This window comes from Hymenobacter daeguensis (assembly GCF_054780555.1).
In genome coordinates this window covers 146420-153715 of the sequence record NZ_BAAGWC010000013.1, presented here as the reverse complement: position 1 = coordinate 153715, position 7296 = coordinate 146420, and the positions used below count along the sequence as shown (strand labels likewise).

The following is a 7296-nucleotide window of genomic DNA, read 5'->3' as shown; positions in this document are numbered from 1 at the left end:
GCGGGTCTGCTGGCGGCCGGCCCGGCGGCGGGCTGGGCCGCCAGGCGCGCCCACAGGTCGTCGCCGGGCGGCGTTTCGTGGCCGTCGAGCTTGCCGCGGAATAAGTCGTCAATGTTATCGGGATGCATATAATTAGTTCGGATTAATCGTCGAGAACTGAACGCGGCGCTGGAGCATGGCGCGGGCCTTGCTGAGCTGCGATTTGCTGGTGCCTTCGCTGATGCCCAGCAGCTCGGCAATTTCCTGGTGCCCGTAGCCTTCCAGGGCGTAGAGGTTGAACACCGTGCGGTAGCCCACGGGCAGGGTGGCCAGCAGGGCCATCAGGTCTTCGGCCTGGAGCTGGGTCTCGGCGGTGGCGGCGGTGGTGGCCAGGTTTTCGGGCTGGGCAAAGTCCTCAAACGACACGGTCATCATCTCGCGCTGGCGCAGCTGCATCAGGGCTTCGTTCACCATGATGCGGCGCACCCAGCCCTCGAAGCTGCCCTCGAAACGGTAGTTGGGCAGGGCCCGAAACATCTTCGCAAAGCCCAGAATCAGGGCTTCTTCGGCGTCTTCGCGGCGCTTGAGGTAGCGGCGGCACACGGTGAGCATCAGCCCGGCCAGTTGGTCGTAGAGCTGGCGCTGGGCCCGGTGCTCGCCCCGCACACAGGCCGCGATGAGGTCGGCTTCGGTCATCACAGTAAGAGTGGCCACGGGAGCAGAAAGGTTGGTGAGATAGCGCGTCAGATGCGAAAGTAGGCGCAAGGGTTGCCTGCGCGAATGAAAAAAGCGGCCCGGGCCGAAAAGCCGCTGCGCGCTGCCGACGGCGGCCGGTGCTTTTGCCGGGCCCGGCTTGCTGAGGTAGGACTTTACACTGGAATAACAGAGAAATAACTGGCCGCCCGGGCAACCCCGTCCGACGGTCCTGCATCTTTGTATTCGTAAAGCGGCAGCATAATATGCCGCAGTCGAAAAAGCTGTAAATTTTTTTTAACAGTTTACTAACTCAAAATCAGCGGGTAGCAAATAGTGAAGCAGCGCTTATCAAAATATTTTTGAAATAGTACCTTGCGTTACAAAGTACCTGCTTTACATTTGTTCTGTTCTTAGCAAGGTAGCTGATGACGACCTGTACCAAAGACCACCCGCTACCTGCCTGGAAATCCGACCCGAAAGGGTAGGAGCCGACTTTCAAACCTGCCTCCTTCACTAACTGCCATGAAAACGCGCTTCCACCTTCACGCCAGCCGCAGCCCACCAAGAGCAGCCGGCAGGCACCCGAAAAAAAAATCTCTACCGGCTGTAATGATTGATTGCTCCCGCCGGTAACCCTCCCAAATCACCAGCATTCACCTTTTCATTTCACCACCTTTTTCTTCACAACCACCATGAAATCGTTCACCAACTTCCGCACCGCCCAAGCTTCGGCCACTGTTTCGCAACGCTCGTTCCGCCTGGCTGCGCTGGGCCTGGTAGTCGGCCTGGGCCTGGCCGCCAGCAGCTCGGCTCAGGCGCAGCAAGCGCAGGCCGTGCAAACCAAAACCGACACCGAAAGCCTGCTGCTCACGGTGAACAATCCTACGCTGCAGCGCGTGCAGGTGAAAGTGGTGCAGCTGAACGGCAGCACCTGCCTTTCGAACGTTGTCAACCACCAGGCTTCCTACGGCACCAAGCTGTGCTTTGCCAAGCTGCCCGCCGGCCAATACGATGTGATGCTGCGCGTAGGCCGCGAGCGGTACCACTACGCTGTGCAGGTGAAAGCTCAGAACTCGACCATCTCGGTGCGTGAGCTCAACAACCAGCCGGCCGACAAAGCCGTGGCCACTGCCGCCCTCTAGCGGCATAAAAAAAGCGGAGCTTACGATGTAGCCATCCGCAGGACTACGTCGCAAGCTCCAGGGGTGGGGCAGCCAATGACAAGCTGCCGGAATGGGTCGGATAAACGCATCCGGCCACCTGGCACCAGCGCCAAGCGCAAAAACGGGCTTACATCATGTGGCCGGCGTGGTTTCCGCCCCCCAGGTGCATGCGCATGCGCGGCGCGATGAAGCGCAGATACATCTCAAAGGACAGCGGGTTTTTGCCGTAGGCTTGCAGCAGCGTCAGGTTGCGGCTGTCGAAAGTGTTCAGTGTGCCCGTAATGCCGAGGTCGAGCCAGCCCGCTTTGGTTTTGGCCAGGTATTTCGACGCGCCAAGCGTGAAAGCCGCCACCTGGCGGTTGGCGTGCGCGTCGTGGTCGGAGAGGGCGGGCAGCAGCAGCTCGTCGTAGTTCAGCTGCAGGGTTTCGAGGCGGGTGAACACGTTGAACTGCTTTGCCTGCAGGTTGCTTTCGAGCAGGAACGAATTCGAATACGTGACCTCCCCGGTGCCGCTGTGGCGGTTCATGCCCCACACGAAGGTTGACGACAGCACGCTCGCCTGGCCCACGGTCGCATTGTGCAGCACCGAAGCCGTGGTGCGGTCCACCTTGTCATCGGGCTCCAGCTCCTCGGGGCTGTTGAGGTGGGCGGCCGATACCTGCAGGGCCAGGTTATCGGACGGGTTCACCGAAAGCCGGGCGCTGTAGGAGTCGAAGCGCGGCCGGTCGAAACGGTAGCGGTTTTCGTCGGGCTCGCGCCCCGTGAACAAGGTGCCCTCCAGCTTGGCGTTGCGGTAGCGCACACCCAGCGTGGCCACGCCGAACTGAATGTGCGTGGCATCCTGCCAGTGGTGCCCAAGCGGGGCCGAGGGCAGGTTGGCGGCCGAGGGCCGGTGCATGAACACGGGCGGGCCGATGGCCGGCTCGCCGGGGTAGCCGAGGTAAGCGGTCAGGTCGACGTCGGAGCTGGCGGCGTAGGTGTAGCCCACGGCCAGGGCGCTCACCAGGTCGTGCGGGTGCTGGTGGTCGTGCAGCTTCTGGCCCTGCCACGACTCGCCGGTCTGGAACAGCAGCGGGTAGCCCGCGCCGCCCACCGTGAGCGGGTCGGCCGAGAGCATGGCCTGGATGCTGAACAGCCCGCGCCGGCCCACCAGGCGATTGGCCATGGCCATTATATAGGAGTTGGCCCGCAGGCTGGCGTCGCCGCGCAACTCGTCGTGGTTGGCGTTCTGCCGCGTGTAGCGCAAAAACACCGAATACATCAGCATCACATCCCACTGGCCGGGCTGGTACATCTGCATGTACATGGGCGAGGAGTCGGGGTGCCAGCTGGTGCCGGAGCCCTGGCGCGTCATCGGCAGGTTTCGGGAAAACGAGTTGCGCATCGTCATCATTGGGCCGTGGCTGCTGTCGGCGGGCATGCCGGCCATGTCGTGGCCGGGCATGCCCATGTGCGGTTGAGCGGCGGGCGCGGGCATTGCCGGTGCCATTGGGCGGCGGGTGGTGTCGGCGGGGGACGCTGCATTCGGGCGGGCCGGCGCTGCGGGTTGCGTGGCGGCTGTTTTGGGCCTGGCTGCTTTGGGCGGTTTCGGCTGCGCGGTGGCGGGCCTGGCTTTGGGAGCCGACATGTCCATGCCGGGCATGGTGTGCTGGCCAAATGCGCCTGCACCCACAAAAGTGCTGAGCGACACGAGCGTAAGGGTTTTTGCTATCATCACTGCAAATGAACGGGCGAAGCCTGCCGGGGTTGGTACGAAATCAGGCCCAAAACATGCAGGATTTAACCCAGCTGTCAGTTTCAGGCCCACGCACGCCGGCCCGGCACCGGCCCATGCAGCATGAACGGCCCGCTTGATGCGACCTTTGCGCCGTCCCGCGCTTTGGCGGTTTCGCTCAGCAGTTTTCACCAATGGCAATATCTACTCCGCCCCGTACGACTGCGCTGGCGGCGTGGCGGCACGAAGCCGGGCTGGCCGCGGCCATTGCCGCCATCTTCGGCCTCTACCTCTTCACCTCCGAGTACCACAACCTGTATTACGACGCCGAGGACTACTGGCAGCTCGGCCACCGCTTCTACCACGAAGGCCATTTCCAGCTGCTGGCCTACGACGATGCCATGCGTGGCTATGCCTACCCGCTGGTAAATTTCCTGTGCCTGGCCGTGCGCAAGGCCCTGAGCTGGGACGCCGTAACAGTGGTGAAGCTGCTCAATGCCGGGCTGGCCGGGCTGCTGTTTGGCGTGGTGGGCCCGCGTCTGTGGCAGGCGGCCACGGGCGCGGCGGCCCCGCCGGCGCCGGGCCGGCGGCTGGCGTGGGCGGCGCTGGGCTTCGTGTTCTGGCGCGGCTATTTCAACTTTTCCCTCTCCGATTTTCCGGCCCTGCTCGCCCTGGGCACTGCGTTGTGGCTGGGGCAGCGGCGTGGGGCCGGCGCGGCGCTGGCCGCCGGCGTAGCGCTGGCGCTGGCCGTCAACATCCGGCCCATCTACTTGGCATCGGCGGGGCCGGCCCTGGGGTTGCTGCTTTGGCAGCAGCCGCGCCCGCGCCGGGTGCCGCGCCTGGCCCTGCTGGCGGCCGGCGCGGCCGTGGTGCTCGCCCCGCAATGGCTGATAAACCAACGACATTTTCAGGCCAATACGCCGCTGGTGCTTTCGCAGTCCCGGGCGCTCAACATCCACAACCTCTACCTGCAAAAGCTCAAATGGGGCCTGGTGCACGAGAAATACGAGTCGTCCGTGGGGCGGGAGCTGCCCACCGGCCAGCTGCTTTTCCTGAATGCGGCCGGGGCTGCCGCGCTTCGGACCGAGCACCTCACCAAGCTTGAGTCGCCGGCGCAGTACCTGCTTGTGCTGCTGCACCACCCCGCCACCGTGGCCGGGGCGTATGCCCGCCACCTGTTCGCGGGCCTCGACATCAGCCACCCCACGCCCTACCTCAAACGCTGGGAGCCGTCCGCGCCGCGCCAGTTTCTGAACTATGGCCTGTGGTTCTGGGCGGCGCTGGTGGCTTTGCGCCGGCGGCCCACGCCACGCGAAGCCCTGGTGCTGGCGGCGCTGCTGCTGCCCTGTCTGGCCGTGGTGCCCCTGAGCATGGAAGTGCGGTTTTTGCTGCCGCTGCACCTGCTGCTGCTGGCGCTGGTGGCGTTTGGCCGCTGGCCGGCGTGGGCGTTTTCGGGCCGCCGGGCGCTGATAACCGGGGTGGTCTTCGGTGGGTTTGTGCTGGGCTGCTTTTGGCTATCCGGCCATATCAGGCAAACGGTAGAGCCGCGATTTCGGGCGTATTTGTTGGCCCCAGAAGAAGGGGCGGGCTAAACAACCAACGTGGTTGTTTAGCCCGCCCCCCTCAGCAATCACGAGCATTCAGCGCCGGGTTATCCGGTTACCCGTTGCTTAATACTGCCCAATCGAGAGCAGCACCAGCGTGCAGGCCTCTTCCGTCTGAATGCCATGCTGGTGGGCCAGGCGCTCCAGCTCCGGGTTTTCGGTGCCCGGGTTGAACAGGATGCGCTTTGGCTTGAGGTCCAGAATGTAGTCGTACCAGCCGGGCTGGTTTTGCGGGCCCACGTAGAGCGTCACCGTGTCCACGTCTTTTTCCTCTGGCCGGTCGGTGTGAATGGGCAGGCCGGCCACTTCGCCTTTGCGAATGCCCACGGGCACCACTTCGTGGCCGTGGTTTTTCAGCATGTGCGTGGCCCGAAACGCGTAGCGGGCAGGGTTGTCGGAGGCACCGAGCACAACAGTCTTTTTCATGATAGTCGGGAGCTAATGGTTGGGAAGGAAATCCGTTGTTCGAGATTCAAGCCGGATAAGTTGCTCCTCGTATAACAAGCCAGCGGCAAAAAGAGTCACACCTCAGGCCCGGCCCCGGCCGAACCTGCCGGGCAGGCTCAGCGCCGCACCAGCGCCGCCACGGCCTCTGCGCACCGCTCGCCATCCATCGCTGCCGATGCGATGCCGCCCGCGTAGCCCGCGCCCTCGCCGCACGGAAACAGCCCCGCCACCACCGGGTGCTGCAGCGTGTCCTTGTCGCGCGGAATGCGAATGGGGGCGGAGGTACGGCTTTCCACGCCCACAATCTGGGCCGCGTTGGTGGCGTAGCCGGGAATCTTGCGGCCGAAGTCGCGGAAGCCCTGGCGCAGCCGCTCGGCCAGCACGGGGCCCAGCACCTCGTCCATCCGCACGCTCACCAGGCCGGGCTGGTAAGACGTTTCGAGCAGCTGGCCCGACAGCTTGTTTTTCAGGAAGTCGCCCAGCAGCTGGGCCGGGGCGCGCTGCGTGCCGCCGGCCGCCTGGCAGGCCAGCTGCTCAATCTGCTGCTGAAAGTGCAGGCCGGCCAGCGGCCCGTATTTCGCCACGTTCATGTCGGCCAGCTCCACGGCCGCCACAATGCCGGAATTGGCAAAGCGCGAGTCGCGGCGGCTCGGGCTCATGCCGTTCACCACCACTTCGCCCGGGGCCGTGGCCGCCGGCACAATGAACCCGCCCGGGCACATGCAAAACGAAAACACGCCGCGCTGCTGCCCGCGCACCTCGGTTTGGTGCACCAGCGAGTAAGAGGCGGCCGGCAGCAGCCCGCGCTCGGCCCGGCGGTACTGGGCCTGGTCGATGAGCGCCTGCGGATGCTCGACGCGCACGCCCAGCGCAAACGGCTTGGCCTCGATGAGCACGCCGCGCCGATGCAGCAGCTCGTAAATGTCGCGGGCCGAGTGGCCGGTGGCCAGAATGGTGGCTTTGGCTTCAATGGCTTCGCCGGTGGCCGTCACCACGCCGCGCAGCACATTATTTTCCAGCAGCAGGTCGGCCACGCGGGTATCGAAGCGCACTTCGCCGCCGGCCTCGATGATGGCCTCGCGCAGGGCCTGCACCACGGCCGGCAGCTTGTTGGTGCCAATGTGGGGGTGGGCATCCACCAGAATATCGGGCGTGGCACCATGTTGCACCAGCCGCCGCAGCACCCGGCCCACGTCGCCGCGCTTGGTGGCCCGGGTGTAAAGCTTGCCGTCGGAGTAAGTGCCCGCGCCTCCTTCGCCAAAGCAGTAGTTCGAATCCGGATTTACCTGCTGCTCTTTATTGATGGCCGCAAGGTCGCGCCGCCGGGCCCGCACGTCGCGGCCGCGCTCCAGCACAATTGGTTTGAGGCCCAGCTCCAGGCAGCGCAATGCCGCAAAAAGCCCCGCCGGCCCGGCGCCAACGACAATTACCCGTTGCGAATAAATATTCACATTTGGATAAATAAACCAGGGGCCAAACAGCTCCCTGGGCGGGGCTTCATGGTAAATCTCGGCCCGCAGCCTTACCAATGGCTGGCGACCTCGGGCATCAATAGAGCGGCGCTTCAAATGCACGAAATCGGCCTCGCCGGGTTCAACGCCGGCGGCTTTCAGAATGGCTTCGTAGCGGGCCAGTTCATCAAAAGCCACTTCGGGCGGCAGGAGAACTTCAAGTTCTTGTTTTAACATTTGTG

The 7296-nt window shown here is 64.2% G+C and carries 6 protein-coding genes; 2 read left to right on the top strand and 4 right to left on the bottom strand.

Annotated features, from left to right (window positions below):
• Positions 1–132: 132 nt before the first annotated feature.
• Complete coding sequence (locus ACYVHT_RS15245) at positions 133–693, bottom strand: RNA polymerase sigma factor (protein ID WP_460553500.1); 561 nt, start codon at positions 691–693, stop codon at positions 133–135.
• A 674-nt stretch (positions 694–1367) separates the two neighbouring features.
• Between ACYVHT_RS15245 and ACYVHT_RS15240 the strand changes: the two genes are divergently transcribed.
• Positions 1368–1817: a hypothetical protein gene (locus ACYVHT_RS15240; RefSeq protein ID WP_460553497.1), complete on the top strand. Its 450-nt coding sequence runs from the start codon at positions 1368–1370 to the stop codon at positions 1815–1817.
• Between the two features lie 148 nt (positions 1818–1965).
• Here the strand turns inward: ACYVHT_RS15240 and ACYVHT_RS15235 are convergent, their stop codons facing one another.
• Positions 1966–3552 (bottom strand): hypothetical protein, encoded by a 1587-nt coding sequence (locus ACYVHT_RS15235; protein ID WP_460553494.1) that lies wholly within the window; start codon positions 3550–3552, stop codon positions 1966–1968.
• A 194-nt stretch (positions 3553–3746) separates the two neighbouring features.
• On the opposite strand from ACYVHT_RS15235, the gene ACYVHT_RS15230 reads away from it, so the two are divergent.
• Complete coding sequence (locus ACYVHT_RS15230; RefSeq protein ID WP_460553491.1) at positions 3747–5144, top strand: hypothetical protein; 1398 nt, start codon at positions 3747–3749, stop codon at positions 5142–5144.
• A 78-nt stretch (positions 5145–5222) separates the two neighbouring features.
• Here ACYVHT_RS15230 and ACYVHT_RS15225 read toward each other — a convergent pair whose 3' ends face one another.
• Together ACYVHT_RS15225 and ACYVHT_RS15220 are read right to left on the bottom strand one after the other, a co-directional pair.
• The gene (locus ACYVHT_RS15225) at positions 5223–5582 is read right to left on the bottom strand and encodes a CoA-binding protein (RefSeq protein ID WP_460553488.1); all 360 of its coding nucleotides are present in this window, start codon (positions 5580–5582) and stop codon (positions 5223–5225) included.
• 137 nt (positions 5583–5719) lie between these two features.
• On the bottom strand, positions 5720–7291 hold the full coding sequence (locus ACYVHT_RS15220) for an NAD(P)/FAD-dependent oxidoreductase (protein ID WP_460553486.1): 1572 nt from the start codon (positions 7289–7291) through the stop codon (positions 5720–5722).
• Positions 7292–7296 lie beyond the last annotated feature (5 nt).